This window comes from Pseudomonas sp. 3296, from assembly GCF_031456615.1.
Classification (GTDB): Bacteria; Pseudomonadota; Gammaproteobacteria; order Pseudomonadales; family Pseudomonadaceae; genus Aquipseudomonas; species Aquipseudomonas mucoides.
In genome coordinates, this window is sequence record NZ_JAVDUY010000002.1 from 48768 (window position 1) to 69659 (window position 20892).

Genomic DNA, 20892 nt, shown 5'->3' on the forward strand with positions numbered 1-20892 from the left:
GCATCGCGGGCAAGCCCGGCTCCCACAGGATTGAGGTGATCCCTGTAGGAGCCGAGTTTGCTCGTGATGGCGTCATCCGCCCCACAACAAATTCGAAGGGGTCAGCTGTTCACCGCGCCATTCAAAAGCCACCGGCGCCAACACCTGATCAATCTGCGCCTCACTCCACAAGGTCGCAAAGCTTTTGCCTACGCCCGGATGCACACGATCCGGCGCAATCAGCGATAACGGCCACAACACAAAAGCGTTCTTCAGAATCTCTGCCCGCGGCAGGATCAATCCATCGAAATTGCCCACCAGATCACCAAACAACAGGACGTCGATGTCCAGCGGCAAGCCCTTGCGGTCCGGCGCATAACGACCATTGTCCGCCTCGATGAACTTCAATCGGCGGTCCAGTTCCATCAGCGGCAGATCGGTATACGCCGACACCACGAAGTTGAAGAACGGCCCGCTCTTGATGCCCACTGGCTGGCTTTCGAAGACCGCCGAGCAGCGGATATCCACCAAAAACGCCGCCAAGGCGTCCAGCCCCGCCTGCAAATGGGTTTCACGCTCGATATTGCTACCGAGCCCGAGGTACACCTGAGTCAGCGACATCCGCGCTCGATCTCCACGCCCACACCGCCCTTGGCAGCCGGGACAGCGCCAGGCTTGGTCAGCTTGAGACGCACCCAGGTGATCTTGAATTCACTCATCAGCACTTCGACCAGACGCTCGGCGAAGGTCTCGACCAGTTGATACTGCGCCTGCTCGGCAAACGCCTGGATGCGCGACGAAACGCTCGCGTAATCGAGCGCCAGGGTCAGGTCATCACCGGCGGCGGCTGGGCGATTGTCCCAGGCGAAGCTCAGATCAAGACGCAGGCACTGTCGGATGCCCCGCTCCCAGTCGTAGGCACCAATCACGGTGTCGACTTCAAGGCCCTCGATAAACACTCTGTCCAAGCACTTTTCTCCGCTGCACGACAAGGGCGCAATGCGCCGTTAGAATCAGGGCGTCCTCGCCCGGAATAGTTAGCATGTTTTGGTTATTGGCGATCCTCGCCTACCTGCTCGGCTCGCTGTCCTTCGCCATTTTGCTCAGCCGCCTGACCGGGAATCCCGATCCGCGAATGGGTGGCTCGGGCAATGCCGGCGCCACCAACATGTTGCGCCTGGCTGGCAAAAAACTCGCCATCCTGACCTTGCTCGGCGACCTCTGCAAAGGCTTGCTGCCCGTACTGATCGCCGGCCTTGCGGGCCTTTCGCTGCAAGAACAGGCCTGGATCGGCATCTGCGCCGTCATCGGCCATCTGTTTCCAGTGTACTTCCGCTTTCGCGGCGGCAAAGGTGTCGCCACCGCTGCCGGCATGCTGCTGGGGCTTTACCCGCCTGCGGCACTGCTGGCGGTCTGCGCCTGGCTGCTGACGTTCTACCTGAGCCGCACCAGCTCACTCGCTGCATTGATTGCCACACCGCTGACCCTGCCGTTGCTTGCTTGGCAGGAACCGGCGGCCTTGCTGCCCATGAGCGTGCTCACCGGGCTGATTGTCTGGCGTCATCGCGGCAATCTACGCGACCTGTTTGCCGGGCGCGAACGGCATTTTTAAATACCGGACGTGATCGCGGCTCATCACAGTGCCGACAATTGCTCCATCGGCCAACGTGCCTGAACGCTAATGGCCAGGCTTTCATGCTGGCCGGCCTGCAAGCGCTGGCATCCGGCAAACGCGATCATCGCACCATTGTCGGTGCAGAACTCCGGACGTGCGTAAAACACATCGCCCTTCATGTCACCGAGCATTTTTTCCAGCGAGGTACGCAGTGCCTTGTTGGCGCTGACGCCCCCTGCGATGACCAGGCGCTTCATGCCCGCTTGCTTGAGGGCTCGCTTGCACTTGATGGTCAAAGTCTCCACCACGGCCTGCTGGAACGCCAGAGAGATGTCGCAACGGGCTTGCTCGCTGTCGTCCCCGGCACTGACGCTTTGCTGCCAAGTGTTCAACGCGAAGGTTTTCAAGCCGCTGAAGCTGAACGCCAGGCCCGGGCGATCACACATCGGGCGCGGAAACGTGAACCGCCCCGCAACGCCTTGCTCGGCAAGGCGTGCGATTTCCGGGCCGCCCGGGTAATTGAGCCCCATCATCTTCGCGGTCTTGTCGAAAGCCTCACCGGCGGCATCGTCCAGTGTCTCGCCCAATAGCGTGTACTGGCCGATTCCGTCGACCTGAACCAGCTGCGTATGGCCGCCGGACACCAACAAAGCGACGAACGGGAATTCTGGCGGCTGCGTCTCCAGCATCGGCGCCAGCAAGTGGCCTTCCATGTGGTGCACGCCCAAGGCCGGAATACCCCAGGCAAAGGCCAGCGCCTGGGCACAGGAAGCGCCCACCAGCAACGCACCGACCAGGCCAGGACCCGCGGTGTAAGCGATGGCGTCGATCTCGGTCGGCACGCAGTCAGCTTCGGCCAACACCTGACGAATCAAGGGCAGCATGCGTTTGACGTGGTCGCGCGAGGCCAGCTCCGGCACCACGCCGCCATAGGCTCGGTGCAGGTCGATCTGGCTGAACAGTGCGTCGGCCAATAGCCCGCGTTCACTGTCATATAATGCGACACCGGTTTCGTCGCAGGAGGTTTCTAATCCCAGTACTAGCATGGGTTTGCGCCTTATTTAGGCTGAATTCGAAGGCGCGCATAATAGTCGCCACGTGATGCCCCGACCAGCGGTTTTCGATCAGAGGCTTTGCATTCCAAGCGATGAGGGGTTAACATCCGCAACCCTTAAAAACCGACGTCTTCAAGTGCTCTTTTGCCGCGAGGATGTTGACCCCGGTAATGAATGAAGGTAGCTCTGGATGCCAGCCGTCAAAGTAAAAGAGAACGAACCCTTCGACGTAGCTCTGCGTCGTTTCAAGCGCTCCTGCGAAAAAGCCGGTGTACTGGCTGAAGTTCGTAGCCGCGAATTTTACGAGAAGCCAACTTCTGAGCGTAAGCGCAAAGCAGCAGCCGCTGTTAAGCGTCACGCGAAGAAAGTTCAGCGCGAACAGCGCCGCGCCGTTCGTCTGTACTAATACACAGACGATCGTAGCAAGCTTCTGCCAAGCCCGGCTCCAAGCCGGGCTAATGGCATTTGCGTAAAACGCTTGATGCTTCACCGTCGAAGCCGCAGACGCGACCGAGACAAATCTGTTTCACAGCGTCAGACCTGGCTCTTTTGCCAGCGGTGCACGTCTTTTCTGACGAGCCTTCCAAGGCTACTGACGAGCACACCCACTGATTCCTCTCACGACGATCAGCCCAAGGCACCTGCTTGCGTGCCCGCTTATTGAGCTATCCGAGGCCATCGACAAGCCGCAGCGGACTCAGCGCAACACTTTCAAACAGTCGATTACTGATTGGTATTAACGTCAGTGGATTTTCGGCAGATACACTCCCCGATAGCGATTACGCAGACGACACCGGTCGAGCCGCATCTTTTGCGCGCCTCAAGCAACGACCCGCGTTCGGCCGCCCTTCGTTATAGGTTCCTTTCAGCGCAGATGACGAGAACGCCATGGCCGGGCTAATTCCCCAGAGCTTCATTGACGACCTTCTGAACCGCACCGACATCGTCGACGTGGTCAGCTCGCGCCTGCAAATGAAAAAGGCCGGCAAGAACTACACCGCTTGCTGCCCGTTCCACAAAGAGAAAACCCCGTCTTTCAGCGTCAGTCCTGACAAACAGTTCTATTACTGCTTCGGTTGCGGCGCTGGCGGAAACGCCCTCGGCTTCATGATGGACCACGACAACCTGGATTTCGTCCAGGCTGTTGAGGAACTGGCCAAAGCCGCCGGCATGGAAATCCCCCGCGAAGAAAGTGGCCGGCCGCACAAACCGCGACAACCAACCGATTCGCCGCTGTATCCGCTGCTCACCGCCGCTGCCGATTTTTACCGTCAGGCACTGAAAAGCCATCCCTCACGCAAAGCTGCAGTGGATTACCTGAAGGGCCGCGGACTGACGGGAGAGATCGCTCGCGACTTCGGCCTCGGCTTTGCTCCGCCAGGCTGGGACAACCTGTTCAAACACTTGAGCAGCGATACCCTGCAACAAAAAGCCATGGTCGACGCCGGCCTGCTGATCGAGAACGCCGAAACCGGCAAACGCTATGATCGCTTTCGCGATCGCGTGATGTTCCCGATTCGCGACAGCCGCGGGCGCATCATCGCTTTCGGTGGGCGAGTTCTGGGCGACGACAAGCCGAAATACCTGAACTCGCCGGAAACTCCGGTATTCCATAAAGGCCAGGAACTCTACGGCCTTTATGAAGCACGCAAGAACAACCGCAACCTCGACGAAATCATCGTCGTCGAAGGTTATATGGACGTCATCGCCCTCGCCCAGCAAGGCCTGCGCAATGCCGTGGCGACACTGGGCACCGCCACCAGCGAAGAGCATTTGAAGCGACTGTTTCGCGTCGTGCCTAACGTGCTGTTCTGTTTTGACGGCGACCAGGCTGGCCGCAATGCTGCCTGGCGAGCACTGGAAGCGACACTGCCCTGCCTGCAGGACGGGCGGCGCGCGCGCTTCCTGTTCCTGCCGGAAGGCGAAGACCCGGATACACTGATCCGCTCCGAAGGCACGGATGCTTTCCGTGCACGGATCAACCAGCACGCCCAGCCATTGGCGGATTACTTCTTTCAGCAACTGACCGAAGAATCGGACCCGCGCTCGCTGGAGGGCAAGGCCCACATGGCCACCCTTGCCGCGCCGCTGATCGACAAAGTCCCGGGCGCCAACCTGCGTATTTTGATGCGTCAGCGCCTGACCGAAATTACCGGTCTCAGCGGCGAAGCGGTGAGCCAACTGGTGCAAAGCGCCCCTCAGGATGCGCCACCGGCATACGATCCGGGCATGGATTACGACGCCATGCCGGACTACAGCGACTACCATCAGCCGCAGTCACAAGACATGTATGTGCCGCAGCAGGAGTGGACACCGAAAAAACCCGGCGCCGGCGGCAAGAAATGGGAAAAGAAACCGTGGGACAAGAACGGCAAGCGCGCAGATCGTGACCAACCGAGCACCCCGCGCACACCGATTGCTGTCGAAGCGCCCACGCTGATCGCGCTGCGCACCCTCATTCATCATCCTGACCTGGCTGGCCGGGTAGAAACCGCCAACCATTTTGCCAATGAGAGCAATACCTACGCACAACTGCTCGTGGCCCTGATCGAGGCGGTGCAAAAAAATCCTAAGCTAAACTCAATTCAGCTAATGGCACGCTGGCACGGGACCGAACAGGGACGATTACTCAAAGCGCTGGCAGAAAAGGAATGGCTGATTGCAGGTGATAACCTTGAACAACAGTTTTTAGACACCATTACTAGGTTATCGGCCGCTCAACACACGGATAGCCTGGAAGTACTTATCAGGAAAGCCAGACAGCCGGGATTGACCCCGGAGGAAGCAAATCAGATCGCAAATCAGATGCGCGACCTATTAAAACGCAATATGGCTGTATCAAACCCGACCTCAACTGGCGCGTGAGGTCATAGCTCAGGTATAATCCTCGGCTTGTTTTTTGCCCGCCAAGACCTTCAGTGGATAGGGTGTTATGTCCGGAAAAGCGCAACAGCAGTCTCGTATCAAAGAGTTGATCACACTTGGTCGTGAGCAGGGTTACCTGACTTACGCGGAGGTCAACGACCACCTGCCGGAGGATATTTCAGATCCGGAACAGGTGGAAGACATCATCCGCATGATCAATGACATGGGGATCAACGTATTCGAGGTTGCGCCAGATAAGGATTCCCTTATGCTGGCCGACGCCGATACCGACGAAGCCGCGGCCGAAGAGGCAGCAGCAGCGTTGGCAGCGGTCGAGACCGACATTGGTCGCACCACCGACCCAGTGCGCATGTACATGCGTGAAATGGGTACGGTAGAGCTCCTCACACGTGAAGGCGAAATCGAAATCGCCAAACGTATTGAAGAGGGCATCCGTGAAGTGATGGGCGCAATTGCGCACTTCCCTGGCACGGTTGATCATATTCTCTCCGAGTACACTCGCGTCACCACCGAAGGTGGCCGCCTGTCCGACGTCCTGAGCGGTTATATCGACCCGGACGACGGCATTGCGCCGCCTGCTGCAGAAGTGCCACCGCCGATCGATCCGAAAGCCGTGAAAGCGGATGACGACACCGACGACGATGACGCCGAAGCAACGGATGACGAAGAAGAAGCCGAAAGCGGTCCGGATCCGGTCATCGCAGCCCAGCGTTTTGGCGCTGTCTCCGATCAGATGGAAATCACCCGCAAGGCGCTGAAAAAGCACGGTCGTGGCAATAAGCTGGCAATCGCCGAGCTGTTGATCCTGGCTGAGCTGTTCATGCCGATCAAACTGGTTCCGAAGCAATTCGAAGGCCTGGTCGAGCGTGTTCGCAGTGCCCTGGATCGCCTGCGTCAGCAAGAGCGCGCGATCATGCAACTTTGCGTTCGTGATGCCCGCATGCCGCGTGCCGACTTCCTGCGCCAGTTCCCGGGCAATGAAGTTGACGAAAGCTGGACCGATGCACTGGCCAAAGGCAAAAGCAAATACGCTGAAGCCATTGGTCGCCTGCAGCCGGACATCGTTCGTTGCCAGCAGAAGCTGACCGCGCTGGAAACCGAAACCGGTTTGACGATCGCCGAGATCAAGGACATCAACCGTCGCATGTCGATCGGTGAGGCCAAGGCCCGCCGCGCGAAGAAAGAGATGGTTGAAGCGAACTTGCGCCTGGTGATCTCCATCGCCAAGAAGTACACCAACCGTGGCCTGCAATTCCTCGATCTGATCCAGGAAGGCAACATCGGTTTGATGAAAGCGGTAGACAAGTTCGAATACCGCCGCGGCTACAAATTCTCGACTTATGCCACCTGGTGGATCCGTCAGGCGATCACTCGCTCGATCGCCGACCAGGCCCGCACCATCCGTATTCCGGTGCACATGATCGAGACGATCAACAAGCTCAACCGTATTTCCCGGCAGATGTTGCAGGAAATGGGTCGCGAACCGACCCCGGAAGAGCTGGGCGAACGCATGGAAATGCCTGAGGACAAGATCCGCAAGGTATTGAAGATCGCTAAAGAGCCGATCTCCATGGAAACCCCGATCGGTGATGACGAAGACTCCCATCTGGGTGACTTCATCGAAGACTCGACCATGCAGTCGCCAATCGATGTCGCCACTGTTGAGAGCCTTAAAGAAGCGACTCGCGAAGTCCTGTCCGGACTCACTGCCCGTGAAGCCAAGGTTCTGCGCATGCGCTTCGGTATCGACATGAATACCGACCACACCCTTGAGGAGGTTGGTAAGCAGTTCGACGTGACCCGTGAACGGATTCGTCAGATCGAAGCCAAGGCACTGCGCAAGCTGCGCCACCCGACGAGAAGCGAGCATTTGCGCTCCTTCCTCGACGAGTAATAACAGAACCCCCGGCCCTGGCCGGGGGTTTTGCTTTATGCAGATTAAATCCCTCGCACCTCCCCCCCGCCGCCTAGCCCGTCTACACTCGAAGCATTCCCCCGAGCCATAACGAGACCGTTATGCCCAGACTGCCGACCGTGCTTTTTTTGCTGTCGCTGATGACCTGGACCGCAACGGCTGGCGCGCTGACTCTGACTGACGACGAACGTAGCTGGCTGACCGCACACCCGGATTTGCGCCTGGGTGTGGACGCGTCGTGGCCGCCTTTTGAGTTCCGCGATGAACAGGGCCGCTATCAGGGCCTGACGGCGGACTACATCAATGTGATCCGCCAACGACTGGCCATCAATCTCACGCCCATCGAACCGGTCAGCTGGACAGTCGTGCTGGAACAGGCCAAGCAAGGCAAACTGGATATTTTACCGGGCATCATGTCGACCCCGGAGCGCCAGTCGTACCTGTCGTTTACTCGCCCCTATCTGGACTTCCCCATTGTCATCCTGGCCCATGTCGGCGGTGCGCAACCGCACAAACTCGAAGACCTTTACGGGCTGAAGATCGCCGTGGTGGAAAACTATGCGCCCCATGAGCTGTTGCGCACCCACCACCCTGACCTGAATCTGGTGCCGATGCCCAATGTGAGCTCGGCGTTGCAAGCATTGGCCACCGATGAAGTGGACGCTGTGGTGGGTGATCTCGCGTCCAGCGTCTGGAGCCTTCGCCAGCTCAAACTCGAAGGGCTGTATGTCAGCGGTGAAACCCCCTACCGCTATCAACTGGCAATGGCCGTGCCTCCTGGCAACAAGGTGCTGGTCGGCATTCTGGACAAAGTGCTGGCGGACATGAGCCCGAGTGAAATCAGCGCCATCCAGGAACACTGGGTGGGCAACGTTCTGGATCATCGAACCTTCTGGTCGGATTTGCTGGTCTACGGCTTGCCGGGGCTGCTGTTTCTGACGGTCATGCTGGCCGTGGTCATCCGGATCAACCGCCGACTGAGCTCTGAAATTGCGCGCCGGGTCGACCTCGAACAGGAACTGCGCAGCAGCGAATACCACTATCGCGGGCTGGTAGAGAGTTTGTCGGCCATCGCCTGGGAAGCACGGATCAGTGATTTCACCTACAGCTACGTCTCACCCCATGCCGAAGAGCTCCTCGGTTATCCCCTGTCTCACTGGCTGATTCCGGGCTTCTGGCGCAACATCATCCACCCCGCAGACCTGACCCGGGCGCAGACTTTCTGCGATCACGAAGTACTGGCCGGGCGCGATCACAGCGTCGATTACCGGGTCATTACCGCTGATGGTCGCTGCCTGTGGGTGCGCGATATCGTCAGCCTGATCGAGCACGGCCATGAACCGATCATGCGCGGGCTGATGATCGATATCAGTGATGCCAAGCGCACAGAAGAAGCGTTGAGTCTGTCCGAGCAAAAATTTGCTTCGGTCTTCCAGCAATGCCCGGACATTCTGGTGATCGCCCGACTGTCCGACGGCTGCCTGCTGGAAGTGAACAAAGCGTTCGAAGAGCAAATCGGCCTCAAGGCCGAAGACGTCATCGGCCAGACCGCCACCGACCTCAATATCTGGGGCATTCCCGGCGTAGGGCCGGGTCTGTTGCAGCGATTGCAGGCCGGCAGCATCCGCAACCTGGAGATGCCTTTTCGCCGCAGTAACGGCCACGTGTTCACCGGCCTGATTTCCGCCGAGCCTTTCGATCTCGACACCACCCCTGCCTTGGTCGTGGTGGTGCGCGATATCAGCCAGCTCAAGGAAACCCAGCAACAACTGCAAACCTCCGAAGAGAAGTTCGCCAAGGCCTTCCACGCCTCCCCGGACGGTTTGTTGCTGTCCAGGCAGAGCGACGGGTTGCTGCTGGAGGTCAATGAAGGTTTCAGCCGCATCACCGGCTTCAACAGCGCGATGTCCGTGGATCGGTCGGCTTTGGACCTGGGGATATGGGTCAACCTCAACGAACGCAAACAAATGCTCGACCTGCTGCACCGCGATGGCTTCGTCCGCGACTTCAGTTGCCACATCCGCCGTAGCGACGGGCAAATTCGTCTCTGCGAGGTGTCGAGCCGTCCACTGCCTATCGGCGATGAAGACTGCATGTTGACCATCGCCCGGGACATTACCGAGCGGCACCTCATGCAGGAAAAGCTGCAACAGGCCGCCACTGTGTTCGAAAGCACGGCCGAGGGCGTGTTGATCACCGACACCCAACAGCACATCAGTGCGGTCAACCGCGCGTTTACCGAAATCACGGGCTACAGCGAGAGCGAAGCACTGGGCCACACCCCTCGCCTGCTTGCCTCTGGCCTGCATGACAGCGCGTTTTATGCGGCGATGTGGCACCAACTGACCGCAGAAGGTCATTGGCAAGGCGAAATCTCCAACCGTCGCAAGAATGGCGAGCTCTACCCGAGCTGGCTGACCATCAGCGCCGTGCGCAACCGGGACAAGTTCATCACCCACTTTGTGGCGGTGTTCGCCGACATTTCCAGCCTCAAACACGCTCAGGCCAAACTCGACTACCAGGCGCACCATGACCCGTTGACCGGCCTGCCAAACCGTACACTGTTCGAGAGTCGACTGCAGACCGCGCTCAATACCCAACAGGAAAATGGTGGCCAGGGTGCTGTGCTGTTCCTCGACCTCGACCGCTTCAAACACATCAACGACAGCCTCGGCCATCCGGTCGGCGACCTGCTGCTCAAAGGCATCGCGGTGCGCCTCAAAGAGCAGCTGCGGGACATCGATACCGTTGCGCGCCTGGGGGGCGACGAATTCATCATCCTGCTACCGGGCCTGCAACAGAACAGCGACGCCGACAACATCGCCACTAAGCTACTCAATTGCTTCGGGGCGCCATTCCAGGCCGGCGAACACGAGTTTTTTATCAGTGCCAGTATCGGCAGCAGTCTGTACCCCAAGGACGGTTGCGACGTCGCAACACTGGTCAAGAACGCCGATGCTGCGATGTACCGGTCCAAGGCCAAGGGGCGTAACCGGGTCGAAAGCTATACCCGCGACCTCACCGCGCAGGCCAGCGAGCGCGTGGCGCTGGAACACGAACTGCGCCGCGCCATCGAGCGCAACGAGCTGTTCCTGCACTACCAACCGAAAATCAGCCTCGACGACCATCGACTGGTCGGTGCCGAAGCGCTGATTCGCTGGCATCACCCGACCTTCGGCATGGTGCCGCCGGAACACTTCATTCCCCTGGCCGAAGAAAACGGCATGATTCTGCAAATCGGCGACTGGGTCCTTGAAACCGCCTGCCGCCAGATGAACGAGTGGAATCAGGTGTATGAATGCCTCGGCCCGCTCTCGGTCAACCTCGCTGGTGCCCAACTGCGTCAACCCAACCTGCTGGGGCGAATCGAACAACTGCTCAAGGACAGCCATCTCCAGCCCGGTTTTCTGCAACTGGAGATTACCGAAAACTTCATCATGAGCCAGGCCGAAGAAGCGCTCGCGGTGTTGCACCAACTCAAACAGCTGGGCGTGCAGCTGGCCATCGACGACTTCGGTACGGGCTATTCATCCTTGAGTTACCTCAAGCGCCTGCCGCTGGATATTCTCAAGATCGATCAGTCGTTCGTCCGCGGCCTGCCTGACGATCCGCATGATGCAGCCATCGTTCGCGCGATCATCGCCTTGGGCCGCAGCATGCAATTCACCGTCATCGCCGAGGGCGTGGAGACCCTGGCCCAGCAGGAATTCCTCGCCGCCGAGGGTTGCGAACAGATCCAGGGGTACATCGTGAGCCCACCTCTTCCCGCCGACGAATTCGCCGCGACGTTTCTTCGTATGGCCGTATCGGATTTTTCGGATAGCACAGCCGAGAAACCGTCGCTATAATCCGCGGCCTACTGAGGGCCTATAGCTCAGTTGGTTAGAGCAGAGGACTCATAATCCTTTGGTCCACGGTTCAAGTCCGTGTGGGCCCACCAAATAAAAAAGCCGCGCAAATGCGCGGCTTTTTCGTTTCTGCCACTCAGCCCCTACTTGGGCAACGCATACGCAATCACATAATCCCCACGATCCGTCGACTGACGCGCACCACCCACCGTCAGCAGGATGTACTGCTTGCCAGTCTTGGGCGAAACGTACGTCATCGGCCCTGACTGACTGCCCACAGGCAAACGCGCCTTCCAGATCTCATTGCCATTGCCGGTATCGAACGCACGCAGGTAAAAATCCTGCGTCCCGGCGAAGAACAACAGCCCCGACTGGGTCGCCAGCGAAGCGCCCAGCGTCGGCATGCCAATCGGGATTGGCAAATGCATGCGGATCCCCAGCGGGCCTGTGTCTTGCACGGTGCCGACCGGGACTTGCCACATCAGTTTGTGGGTCTTGAGGTCGATGGCGGACATCGTGCCAAACGGTGGTTTTTGACACGGAATACCCGCCGCCGAGAGAAAGCGTTCGCGCATCGCACCAAACGGCGTGCCTTCCTGCGGCACAACACCCATTTCAATACCACTGGCCCCAGCGGCGATCTTGTTGCGCGGGATCATATAGTTGGCGAGGCCGAGGCGCATGTCGTTGACGAACATGTAGTTCGTGTTCGGGTCCACCGAAACGCTGCCCCAATTCATGCCACCCAACGAGCCTGGAAACTGCAACGCGCGATCAAGCCCTGGCGGGGTGTAGACGCCTTCGTGGCGCATGCCTTTGAACTGGATGCGGCACATCAGTTGATCGAACGGCGTGGCGCCCCACATATCGGACTCGGTCAATGTCTTGTTACCGATTGACGGCATGTCCACCGAGAACGGCTGGGTCGGCGAATAGCGTTCGCCGGGGACATTGCCTTGCGGCACCGGACGCTCTTCGACGCGGGCGATCGGTACGCCGGTTTCGCGGTTGAGCAGGAAGATCTCGCCCTGTTTGGTCACTTGCGCCAAGGCTGGCTGCAGGCCGCCCTTGTCGTCCGGCACGTCATACAGTAGCGGTTGGGCTGGCAGGTCGAAGTCCCAGAGGTCGTGGTGAGTGGTCTGGAAGTGCCAGCGCACCTGACCGGTTTTCACATCGATGGCGACGATGGACGAGTTCCATTTGTCATCGAATGCCGTGCGCTGGCCACCGAAAAAGTCCGGGGTGGCGTTGCCGGTTGGCAGGTACACCAGACCGAGCTTGGCGTCGTAGGACATGGCCGACCAAACGTTCGGCGTGCCACGGGTATAAGTCTCCCCGGCAGGCGGGCGTTTGGTGGTGTTCGGGTTGCCCGGATCCCACGCCCACACCAGTTCGCCACTGCGCACGTCATAGGCACGAACCACACCCGGCGGCTCGCCGGTGGAGTAGTTATCGGCCACGCGACCGCCGACGATCACCACGTCACCGGCGACCAACGGGGTCGAGGTTTGTTGGTAATAGCCCGGTTTCACCTCGCCCATATCCGTTGTCAGGTCGACAGTGCCCCGATTGCCAAACTCCTCGCACGGCTTGCCAGTGTCGGCATTGATGGCGATTAAACGCGCATCGCCGGTCGGCAGAAACAGACGTTTCGTACAGGCAGTGGGCTGGATATCCGAGGAGACAGGGGTTTCGGAGTAACCCAGGCCACGGCAGCGCTGCCAGTTCGGAGCGGTGCCTTGCGGGTCGAACTTCCAGCGCTGGGCGCCGGTGTCGGCATCCAGGGCGAAGACTTTGCCGTAGGCGGTGCAGGTGTAGACCGTGTTGCCGATTTGCAGCGGGGTGTTCTGGTCTTCAGCGCCAGCACCGGTGCTTACAGGGATGTCGCCGGTACGGAAGGTCCAAGCAACCTGCAGCTTGTCGATGTTGCCTTTGTTGATCTGGTCCAGCGCGGCAAAGCGATTGCCGGCGGTGGTGTTGCCCCAATGCGCCCAGTCTTTCTGCTCTGTGCCCGGCGCCACCGGAGTTACCGCCAGTTCGGTGGTGGCCTTGACCACATGCGTCGGCACAAACATATAGGCCATCGTTGCGACAACGCCGACACTCAGGATACCGGCCAGGCCATATGCACCGCGGCCTGCGGTCGCGCCTGAAGCACGCACCAGCGTCGGATACATCAGCGCAACGACCAGACCGATCACGGCGAACGTCAGCACGCGCGACACCAGCGGCCAGTAGTCGAAACCGGCATCCCACACCGCCCAAATCGCCGTCAGGATCAACGCCAGACCATACAGCCACGCGCCTTGCGGCTTGCAACGGGCAATCATCAGCCCGGACACCAGCATCGCCAGGCCCATCAGCAAGAAGTAAGCGCTGCCGCCCAGCGCAACCAGATAGCTACCGCCCCCTGCCAGGCCAAGCCCGATCAAGGCAATCAGCACACCCAGACTGCGCAACAGCCATTTGCCGCCGCCGGCAGCCCCAGAATTATTCATGTCGGAAGTTTTCCCCATTTGTGACAAGCGCGGAATGATGTACTACCTAGTTACTTATGGCAATTTGTCGCAGTCATAAATGTAATGAACGGTACATAGACCCGTTCGAATATCGCCCACAAGCGTCACGTCGAACGAGCCTGTAACATGCCCCCCATTGTTCCACGCCACTGGAGACGCCCCTTGCCTGACGCACGCCCACCGGTTCTTGACGAGATCGACCGCCAGTTGATCGCCGCCCTGCAGATCAACGCCCGCGAGAGCGTGGCCATGCTGGCCCGGCAATTGGGCATCGCTCGCACGACCGTCACCTCACGATTGGCGCGACTGGAAAAGACCCGGGTCATCACCGGTTATGGTGTACGCCTCGGTCAGCGCGTGGTGGATGGCGGATTGCAGGCGTACGTCGGGATTACCGTGCAACCGCGCTCGGGCAAGGAAGTGCTGCGCCGGCTCAGTGCGATGGCGCAGGTTCAGCAGTTGTGTGCCGTGAGTGGCGAATTTGATTATGTGGCGTGGCTGCGGACTGACTCGCCGGAGCAGCTGGATCAGTTGCTGGATCAGATCGGCAGTGTGGATGGGGTGGAGAAGACGACGACGTCGATTATTTTGAGTAGCAAGATTGATCGGGGACAGCCGGTTTGAGTTTTTGCCGATAGCTCTTTGGTGTCTGGGAGGGCCTCATCGCGAGCAAGCTCGGCTCCCACATTGACGGTGTGTAGCATTCAATCGTCATTCTGATCAAACAATTATCAAAACGACGACACATTGCGTCTTATTAACGTGTTCTACGCTCACTAGAATGGCTGCCATCTTTTCCTATACTCAGACGCGCATCCCGCGTCGGGTCGCCAGCAAGGTCAGCCATGAACAAGAACAATCGCCATCCTGCAGACGGTAAGAAACCAGTCACCATTTTCGGCCCGGACTTTCCTTTCGCCTTCGACGACTGGATCGAACACCCGGCTGGCCTGGGCAGCATTCCTGCGCACAACCACGGTGCCGAAGTAGCGATTGTCGGCGCCGGCATCGCAGGCCTGGTGGCGGCTTACGAACTGATGAAGCTGGGCTTGAAACCGGTCGTCTACGAAGCCTCGAAGATGGGCGGTCGTTTGCGCTCCCAGGCGTTCAACGGGACCGATGGAATCGTCGCCGAATTGGGCGGGATGCGCTTCCCGGTATCGTCTACCGCGTTCTATCACTACGTCGACAAACTCGGCCTGCAGACCAAGCCTTTTCCGAACCCGCTGACGCCCGCGTCGGGTAGCACGGTGATCGACATCGAAGGCAAAACCCATTACGCACAGAAACTGGCGGATCTTCCTGCACTGTTCCAGGAAGTAGCTGACGCTTGGGCGGATGCACTGGAAGCCGGTTCACAGTTCGCCGATATCCAGCAAGCGATCCGTGACCGTGACGTGCCGCGCCTCAAAGAATTGTGGAACACCCTGGTTCCGCTGTGGGACGACCGCACCTTCTACGACTTCGTCGCAACCTCAAAAGCCTTCGCCAAACTGTCGTTCCATCACCGCGAAGTGTTCGGTCAGGTCGGCTTCGGCACCGGCGGCTGGGATTCTGACTTCCCGAACTCGATGCTGGAAATTTTTCGGGTGGTGATGACCAACTGCGATGATCACCAGCATCTGGTCGTCGGCGGCGTCGAACAAGTCCCGCAAGGCATCTGGCGCCATGTGCCAGAACGCTGCGTGCACTGGCCAGAAGGCACCAGTCTCAAGTCTTTGCACCGAGGCGCGCCGCGCTCCGGGGTTAAGAAAATCGCCCACGCCGCTGACGGTCGTTTCGCGGTCACCGACAACAACGGCGACACCCGCGAATACGCCGCGGTGTTGACCACGTGCCAGAGCTGGCTGCTGACCACTCAGATCGAATGCGACGAAACCCTGTTCTCGCAAAAAATGTGGATGGCCCTCGACCGCACCCGCTACATGCAATCGTCGAAGACTTTCGTGATGGTCGACCGCCCGTTCTGGAAGGACAAGGATCCGGAAACCGGCCGCGACCTGATGAGCATGACCCTCACTGACCGCCTGACCCGTGGTACGTATCTGTTCGACAACGGTGACGACAAGCCCGGCGTGATTTGCCTGTCGTACTCGTGGATGAGCGACGCGCTGAAGATGCTCCCGCACCCGGTGGAAAAACGCGTGAAACTGGCGCTGGACGCGTTGAAAAAGATCTACCCGAAAGTCGACATCGCCGCGCGCATCATCGGCGATCCGATCACCGTGTCGTGGGAAGCCGACCCACATTTTCTCGGTGCTTTCAAAGGCGCCCTGCCCGGCCACTACCGCTACAACCAGCGCATGTACGCGCACTTCATGCAGGACGAGATGCCGGCCGAGCAACGCGGGATTTTCATCGCCGGCGACGACGTTTCATGGACGCCGGCCTGGGTTGAAGGCGCGGTGCAGACCTCGCTCAACGCGGTGTGGGGCATCATGAAACACTTCGGCGGTGAAACTCACGCCGAGAACCCGGGTCCAGGAGATGTGTTCAACGAGATCGGTCCGATCGCCCTGCCCGAGTAAGAGGAATCCGAAATGCGCGTAGCTCTTTACCAATGTCCACCGCTGCCCCTGGACGTCGCCGGCAATCTGCAACGCCTGCATAAGCTGGCGCTGGAGGCCAAAGGTGCCGACCTGTTGGTGGTGCCGGAGATGTTCCTGACCGGCTACAACATCGGCGTCGATGCGGTCAGCATCCTCGCCGAGGTGCACAACGGTGAGTCGGCACAGCAAATTGCGCGCATTGCCAAGACCGCCGGGATTGCCATCTTGTATGGCTACCCGGAGCGCACCGAGGACGGACAGATCTACAACGCCGTGCAGTTGATCGACGCCCACGGTGAGCGGTTGTGCAACTATCGCAAGACGCATTTGTTCGGCGACCTCGACCATTCGATGTTCAGCGCCGGGCAGGATGATTTTCCGCTGGTGGAGCTCAACGGCTGGAAGCTTGGCTTCCTGATTTGCTACGACATGGAGTTCCCGGAAAACGCCCGGCGACTGGCCCTGGCCGGTGCCGAGCTGATCCTGGTGCCGACGGCGAACATGATTCCCTTTGACTTCGTCGCCGACGTCACCGTCCGCGCCCGCGCTTTCGAGAATCAGTGCTACGTGGCCTACACCAATTATTGCGGCCATGAAGGTGAGATCCACTACTGCGGCCAAAGCAGCATCGCCGCACCGGATGGCAGTCGCATCGCTCAGGCCGGCCTGGATGAAGCGCTGATTGTCGGCGAACTGGATCGTCAATTGATGGCCGATTCACGTGCTGCCAATCGCTACTTGATCGATCGTCGTCCCGAGCTTTACGGCGACCTTAACAAGCGCTGATCCCCTGTAATCCGCTAGCATTAGCGCTTCTCTGTACTGGAAGTGCTCATGCCTGCGCTGAATCACCCTCGCCCCAACACTGAAACCCTGCCCAACGGCTTGCGGGTGACGCTGCGTCATGCCCCGAATTTGAAGCGCTGTGCGGCGGTGCTGCGCGTCGCGGCGGGCAGTCACGATGTGCCGCTTGCGTGGCCCGGCCTGGCGCATTTTCTGGAGCATTTGTTGTTTCTCGGCACCGAGCGCTTTCCTGCCGGGCAAGGGCTGATGGCCTACGTTCAAGGTCATGGCGGCCAGGTCAACGCGCGAACCAATGAGCGCACGACCGACTTCTTTTTCGAGCTGCCGACTCAGGCGTTTGCCGGTGGGCTGGAGCGTCTGTCAGACATGCTCGCTCATCCGCGTATGAATCTGGACGATCAGTTGCGTGAACGAGAAGTGCTGCACGCGGAATTCGTCGCCTGGTCGCAGGATGCGGTGGCGCAACAGCAATTGGCGTTGTTCGACGGGCTTTCTTCAACGCATCCCTTGCGCGGCTTTCATGCCGGCAACCGCGACAGCCTGCCGGTGCCACAGCCTGAGTTTCAGCAAGCGTTGCAGGATTTTCATCAGCGGTTTTACCAGGCCGGGCAGATGACACTGAGCCTGGCCGGACCGCAGACTCTCGATGAGTTGCGTGAGATGGCTCAGCGTTTTGGCACCGGGATTGCTGTCGGGCAACGAGTCCCGCAACAAGCACCTGACGCACTGATGAACGCTTCGCAAACAATTTATCAACAGACTGGCGAGCGCCGGCTGGATCTTCTGTTCGCGTTCGAAGCGTTACCTGAGTCATCGCCTGAGGCACTGGCGTTTCTGTGTCATTGGCTGAACGCCAAGAAACCCGGCGGGCTGGTGGCGACACTGCGAGAACAGGGTCTGGCCGCCAGCCTGAAAGCTGCGCCGCTGTATCAATTTGCCGGGCAAGCCTTGCTGCACATCGAGTTCATAAACGCTCAATCGGAAAGCGTGATTCGCCAAACACTTCTCGACTGGCTGGGCTTTTTTGCCTCCCATCAAGACTGGGCCGGCTTGCGCGAAGAATACGCGGCCATGCTGCAACACCAGCAGCAAGTCAGCGGTGCCTTGCAGTTGGCCCAACGGGACAGTGAGCAACTGGGGACCGGGTTGTCCGCGCAGGGCGTTCTTGCTCTGAAAGACATCCTGAAGAAAATCGGTGCTGTGGATAACTTCAGCGGCGAATGGCAACTGCCGACGCCTAATCCGTTTTTACGCAGCGAAACGCCCGCGCCCAATGCCGGGCTGATTCGCGGCCAGACCAGCAAACACCGTGGTCTGCGCACGTTTGCCCAGGACCGCTCACGCAGTCGTCGCGAAAACTCCCCGATGCAGTTCAGTTCGGCGCTGCCAGATAACACCGATGAAGGCGCGATTTATCTGCGCTGGCGACTCGACTTCACACCTCTAGCCAGTCTTGAGTCGGCATTGGAGAACCAGTTGAAACCTTTGCGCGAAGATGCGCATCAGGCCGGTGTCGACTTTTCCTTCAGCGCATCAGGCAATGAATGGCTGCTGAAGATGACCGGGCGACAGGCACCAATGCCAACTGTCCTCGAACACGCATTGAAAGTGCTGACCACACAGGAAGCCGGATCCTCACAGAATGAACCGCCCAGTGCCCCATTGATGCCGATCAAGCAACTGCTGAAGGCGCTGCCTGGTCTTTGCCTTGAACCCGCTGCTGACTCAGGGAGTTTGCAGCCGCTTTGGTCGAACGCACGTTGGGAAGGTCTGGCCGTTGGCCTGTCGTCACAGACACAAGCGGCGATGGGTTTGGCCCTGAGCCGCGTGCCCGGTGTTGCGGATCAACCATCGTCGCCGCCCTCGATCAATACGCAGCGCCTGTGGACAACTGTCGACACCGACTCCAGCGAACACGCGCTGTTGCTGTTCTGTCCGACCACCACGCAGGACATCGCCGACGAAGCCGCCTGGCGCTTGCTCGCGCACCTGTGCCAGACACCGTTCTATCAGCGCCTGCGGGTGGACTTGCAACTGGGTTATGCCGTGTTCAGCGCCTTGCGCCAGATCCATGGGCAGACCGGGCTTCTGTTCGGCGTGCAATCACCGAGCGTTGCACCGGCAGGGTTGCTGGAACACATCGAACACTTTCTAAGCGACTTGCCAGGCATGATCGAAGGCATGGACGAGGCGACGTTCACCGCCCAACGTCAATCCCTGGCAAAGCAATTCGATCTGAACGCTCTGCCCGCCCCTCAGGCCGCCGAACTGCTCTGGCAGGGCAAACTGGCTGGCCACTCGTCGGATTATCTGGAGCGTTTACCTGAAACCATTTTGCTGATCGATCGCGATGCATTATCGGGCGCTGCAAAGCGACTGAATCAAGCGCTCGGCGGATGGCGCTGCCTGGCCAGCGGCCCAAGCCCAAGCACGTTTTGGCAAGCGACAAAATGATCATTACAGGCGCTGCAATTAGCTTTCTCAAAGTTTCACGGGCAACCACGCTGTAATTTTGAGTAACATAGCAACCTAACTATCTGAACATCTCCGGCTGGAGGTGGACTATATGTATAGACCTCAACTGTCCCATTACCTGAAGGAGCGCTCCCATGTCCTGGTCCAAACCCGCTTACACCGACCTGCGTATTGGCTTTGAAGTCACCATGTACTTCGCAAGCCGCTAATCTTTTTGTATCGCAGTGCCAACGCCTCGGCTCGCCGAGGCGTTTTTATTTTCAATTTTCGAATGATGGAGCGGCCATGTTTGTCCAGATTCTAGGTTCCGCCGCCGGCGGCGGTTTCCCCCAGTGGAACTGCAACTGCGTGAACTGCGCCGGTTTTCGCGATGGCAGCCTGAACGCCAAGGCGCGGACCCAGTCGTCCATCGCCATTTCCGATGATGGCGTGAACTGGGTGCTGTGCAACGCTTCGCCGGACATTCGCGCCCAACTCCAGAGTTTCGCCCCGATGCAACCGGGCCGGGCCCTGCGCGACACCGGCATCAGCGCGATCATCCTGATGGACAGCCAGATCGACCACACCACCGGCCTGCTCAGCCTGCGCGAAGGGTGTCCGCATCAGGTCTGGTGCACCGACATGGTCCATGAAGATTTGAGCACCGGTTTTCCGCTGTTCACCATGCTGACCCACTGGAACGGTGGGCTGGACTGGAACCGGATCGAGCTTGACCGCAGTTTCAACATTGCGGCCTGCCCGAACCTGCGCTTCACCCCTCTGCCGCTGCGCAGCGCCGCCCCGCCCTATTCACCACACCGTTTCGATCCGCACCCCGGCGACAACATCGGCCTGATCGTTGAAGACCTGAGCACTGGCGGCAAGCTGTTCTACGCACCGGGTCTGGGCAAGGTCGACGCACCGCTGCTGGAAATCATGGCGAGCAGCGATTGCTTGCTGGTGGACGGCACGATGTGGGACGACGACGAAATGCAGCGCCGTGGCGTCGGCACTCGCACCGGTCGGGAAATGGGCCATCTGGCACAGAACGGCCCCGGCGGCATGCTGGAAGTGCTGGAGCAATTACCCAAGCAACGCAAGGTGCTTATCCACATCAACAACACCAATCCGATACTGGATGAGGATTCGCCGGAGCGTGCCGAGCTGGTTCGGCGGGGTGTTGAAGTGGCGTATGACGGCATGAGTATTGTGCTTTAAGAGTCGAGACCGCAAAGCGCTACACACCTACGGTCATACCCGGAGAACCG

The 20892-nt window shown here is 59.3% G+C and carries 15 protein-coding genes and 1 tRNA gene; 12 read left to right on the plus strand and 4 right to left on the minus strand.

Translation table 11 applies throughout. The features are described 5' to 3' along the window. Positions 1 to 72 precede the first annotated feature (72 nt). Together folK and folB are read right to left on the minus strand one after the other, a co-directional pair. Complete coding sequence (folK, locus tag J2X66_RS04755; protein ID WP_310261566.1) at positions 73 to 600, minus strand: 2-amino-4-hydroxy-6-hydroxymethyldihydropteridine diphosphokinase; 528 nt, start codon at positions 598 to 600, stop codon at positions 73 to 75. Continuing rightward, entirely contained in the window at positions 591 to 947 is a 357-nt protein-coding gene (gene folB, locus J2X66_RS04760; RefSeq protein ID WP_027926721.1) for a dihydroneopterin aldolase, read from the minus strand. The genes folK and folB overlap by 10 nt, the downstream gene beginning before the upstream one ends. A 74-nt stretch (positions 948 to 1021) precedes the next feature. Here folB and plsY point away from each other — a divergent pair, with 74 nt between their 5' ends. Continuing rightward, on the plus strand, positions 1022 to 1591 hold the full coding sequence (gene plsY / locus J2X66_RS04765) for a glycerol-3-phosphate 1-O-acyltransferase PlsY (RefSeq protein ID WP_310261569.1): 570 nt from the start codon (positions 1022 to 1024) through the stop codon (positions 1589 to 1591). A 23-nt stretch (positions 1592 to 1614) separates the two neighbouring features. On the opposite strand, the gene tsaD is transcribed toward plsY, so the two are convergent. After that, the gene (gene tsaD, locus J2X66_RS04770) at positions 1615 to 2640 is read right to left on the minus strand and encodes a tRNA (adenosine(37)-N6)-threonylcarbamoyltransferase complex transferase subunit TsaD (protein WP_027926719.1); all 1026 of its coding nucleotides are present in this window, start codon (positions 2638 to 2640) and stop codon (positions 1615 to 1617) included. Positions 2641 to 2839: 199 nt separating this feature from the next. On the opposite strand from tsaD, the gene rpsU reads away from it, so the two are divergent. The 5 genes from rpsU (at position 2840) to J2X66_RS04795 (ending at position 11390) form a co-directional block, all read left to right on the plus strand. Then, entirely contained in the window at positions 2840 to 3055 is a 216-nt protein-coding gene (rpsU, locus tag J2X66_RS04775) for a 30S ribosomal protein S21 (protein WP_002551877.1), read from the plus strand. 482 nt (positions 3056 to 3537) lie between these two features. Further along, complete coding sequence (gene dnaG / locus J2X66_RS04780) at positions 3538 to 5514, plus strand: DNA primase (protein WP_310261574.1); 1977 nt, start codon at positions 3538 to 3540, stop codon at positions 5512 to 5514. 67 nt (positions 5515 to 5581) lie between these two features. Then, on the plus strand, positions 5582 to 7429 hold the full coding sequence (gene rpoD / locus J2X66_RS04785; RefSeq protein WP_123433084.1) for an RNA polymerase sigma factor RpoD: 1848 nt from the start codon (positions 5582 to 5584) through the stop codon (positions 7427 to 7429). A gap of 122 nt (positions 7430 to 7551) precedes the next feature. After that, positions 7552 to 11298 carry an EAL domain-containing protein gene (locus J2X66_RS04790; protein ID WP_310261577.1) on the plus strand — a complete coding sequence of 1249 codons (3747 nt, stop codon included), beginning with the start codon at positions 7552 to 7554 and terminating at the stop codon, positions 11296 to 11298. Between the two features lie 15 nt (positions 11299 to 11313). Further along, positions 11314 to 11390, plus strand: a tRNA-Ile gene (locus J2X66_RS04795). A gap of 51 nt (positions 11391 to 11441) precedes the next feature. Here the strand turns inward: J2X66_RS04795 and J2X66_RS04800 are convergent. After that, positions 11442 to 13796, minus strand: coding sequence for a glucose/quinate/shikimate family membrane-bound PQQ-dependent dehydrogenase (locus J2X66_RS04800; RefSeq protein ID WP_310261580.1), 2355 nt, complete (start codon positions 13794 to 13796; stop codon positions 11442 to 11444). 183 nt (positions 13797 to 13979) lie between these two features. Here J2X66_RS04800 and J2X66_RS04805 point away from each other — a divergent pair, with 183 nt between their 5' ends. From J2X66_RS04805 to pqqB, 6 genes are all read left to right on the plus strand, one after another. Continuing rightward, positions 13980 to 14441 (plus strand): Lrp/AsnC family transcriptional regulator, encoded by a 462-nt coding sequence (locus tag J2X66_RS04805; protein ID WP_310261583.1) that lies wholly within the window; start codon positions 13980 to 13982, stop codon positions 14439 to 14441. Between the two features lie 221 nt (positions 14442 to 14662). Continuing rightward, positions 14663 to 16345: an FAD-dependent oxidoreductase gene (locus J2X66_RS04810; RefSeq protein ID WP_310261585.1), complete on the plus strand. Its 1683-nt coding sequence runs from the start codon at positions 14663 to 14665 to the stop codon at positions 16343 to 16345. A gap of 12 nt (positions 16346 to 16357) precedes the next feature. Further along, on the plus strand, positions 16358 to 17152 hold the full coding sequence (locus J2X66_RS04815; protein ID WP_310261588.1) for a carbon-nitrogen hydrolase family protein: 795 nt from the start codon (positions 16358 to 16360) through the stop codon (positions 17150 to 17152). A gap of 48 nt (positions 17153 to 17200) precedes the next feature. After that, positions 17201 to 19624, plus strand: coding sequence for a pyrroloquinoline quinone biosynthesis protein PqqF (pqqF, locus tag J2X66_RS04820; protein ID WP_310261590.1), 2424 nt, complete (start codon positions 17201 to 17203; stop codon positions 19622 to 19624). A 155-nt stretch (positions 19625 to 19779) separates the two neighbouring features. Next, positions 19780 to 19854, plus strand: a complete 75-nt coding sequence (gene pqqA, locus J2X66_RS04825; protein WP_009045898.1) for a pyrroloquinoline quinone precursor peptide PqqA — start codon at positions 19780 to 19782, stop codon at positions 19852 to 19854. Positions 19855 to 19930: 76 nt separating this feature from the next. Continuing rightward, complete coding sequence (pqqB, locus tag J2X66_RS04830) at positions 19931 to 20842, plus strand: pyrroloquinoline quinone biosynthesis protein PqqB (protein WP_310261593.1); 912 nt, start codon at positions 19931 to 19933, stop codon at positions 20840 to 20842. Positions 20843 to 20892: the final 50 nt, after the last annotated feature.

What these genes read in the sequence shown, in the direction of transcription:
- folK (WP_310261566.1), bottom strand. Translation starts at nt 600, where the DNA reads ATGTCGCTGACTCAGGTGTACCTCGGGCTCGGTAGCAATATCGAGCGT.
- plsY (WP_310261569.1), top strand. Translation starts at nt 1,022, where the DNA reads ATGTTTTGGTTATTGGCGATCCTCGCCTACCTGCTCGGCTCGCTGTCC.
- tsaD (WP_027926719.1), bottom strand. Translation starts at nt 2,640, where the DNA reads ATGCTAGTACTGGGATTAGAAACCTCCTGCGACGAAACCGGTGTCGCA.
- rpsU (WP_002551877.1), top strand. Translation starts at nt 2,840, where the DNA reads ATGCCAGCCGTCAAAGTAAAAGAGAACGAACCCTTCGACGTAGCTCTG.
- dnaG (WP_310261574.1), top strand. Translation starts at nt 3,538, where the DNA reads ATGGCCGGGCTAATTCCCCAGAGCTTCATTGACGACCTTCTGAACCGC.
- rpoD (WP_123433084.1), top strand. Translation starts at nt 5,582, where the DNA reads ATGTCCGGAAAAGCGCAACAGCAGTCTCGTATCAAAGAGTTGATCACA.
- J2X66_RS04790 (WP_310261577.1), top strand. Translation starts at nt 7,552, where the DNA reads ATGCCCAGACTGCCGACCGTGCTTTTTTTGCTGTCGCTGATGACCTGG.
- J2X66_RS04800 (WP_310261580.1), bottom strand. Translation starts at nt 13,796, where the DNA reads ATGAATAATTCTGGGGCTGCCGGCGGCGGCAAATGGCTGTTGCGCAGT.
- J2X66_RS04810 (WP_310261585.1), top strand. Translation starts at nt 14,663, where the DNA reads ATGAACAAGAACAATCGCCATCCTGCAGACGGTAAGAAACCAGTCACC.
- J2X66_RS04815 (WP_310261588.1), top strand. Translation starts at nt 16,358, where the DNA reads ATGCGCGTAGCTCTTTACCAATGTCCACCGCTGCCCCTGGACGTCGCC.
- pqqF (WP_310261590.1), top strand. Translation starts at nt 17,201, where the DNA reads ATGCCTGCGCTGAATCACCCTCGCCCCAACACTGAAACCCTGCCCAAC.
- pqqB (WP_310261593.1), top strand. Translation starts at nt 19,931, where the DNA reads ATGTTTGTCCAGATTCTAGGTTCCGCCGCCGGCGGCGGTTTCCCCCAG.